This is a genomic window from Bathymodiolus azoricus thioautotrophic gill symbiont, from assembly GCF_001298715.1.
Classification (GTDB): domain Bacteria; phylum Pseudomonadota; class Gammaproteobacteria; order PS1; family Pseudothioglobaceae; genus Thiodubiliella.
Map to the genome: position 1 here is coordinate 1 of NZ_CDSC02000477.1, position 1,009 is coordinate 1,009.

Sequence of the window (1,009 nt, forward strand, 5' to 3'; positions counted from 1 at the left end):
GTGGGGTAATTCAAAGGATGGAGGCTCAAATGCACCCGCTGGCAAGGGCTATACCAAGATTTATTCAACTCATGGTGCCTTTGCCGCCCTTAAAGCCGATGGCTCAATCACGGTGTGGGGTAGCTCAAAGCATGGAGGCTCAAATGCACCCGCTGGCACTGGCTATACCAAGATTTATTCAACTGAGCAAGCCTTTGCCGCCCTTAAAGCCGATGGCTCAATCACAGTGTGGGGTAATTCAGATCGGGGAGGCTCAGGCGCACCCACTGACAGTGGCTATACCAAGATTTATTCAACTGGGTATGCCTTTGCTGCCTTTAAAGCCGATGGCTCAATCGTAGCGTGGGGTGAGCCATATAATGGAGGCTCAGGCGCACCCACTGACAGTGGCTATACCAAGATTTATTCAAATCAGTATGCCTTTGTCGCCCTTAAAGCCGATGGCTCAATCGTAGCGTGGGGTGGTCCATATAATGGAGGCAAAGGTGCGCCTTCTGGCACTGGCTATACCAAGATTTATTCAACTGCATATGCCTTTGCTGTCATTGAAACTGATGGATCGATCACAGCGTGGGGTTCCCCAGATAAAGGAGGCACAGCACCCTCTGGCACTGGCTATACCAAGATTTATTCAAATAATATAGCCTTTGCTGCCCTTAAAACCGATGGCTCAATCACGGCGTGGGGTGAGCTATATCATGGAAGTACAGGCGCACCCTCTGATAGTGGCTATACCAAGATTTATTCAACTTCGAGTGCTTTTGCTGCCGTTAAAACCGATGGCTCAATCACGGCGTGGGGTAGCTCAGATTTTGGAGGCAGCACTACTGGTTTTGGCATTACTCAATCAGCAACTACTTTGAGCGTAGATGAAGACAGCACAAACACTTATACCATAGTGCTTGACAAACAGCCGATAGGTGATGTTACTGTTTCAATGCTCAGTGATAGTATCGGCTCTAGTACTAGCGTTGCAACTGTAACCCCATCATTGACTTTTACTAATGGT

General features: G+C 48.4%; 1 protein-coding gene. It reads left to right on the forward strand.

All coding sequences use genetic code 11. The annotated features are described in order from the left end of the window. On the forward strand, positions 1 to 1,009 hold a 1,009-nt coding region (locus BAZSYMA_RS10140), incomplete at both ends, for an RCC1 domain-containing protein (protein WP_479385934.1).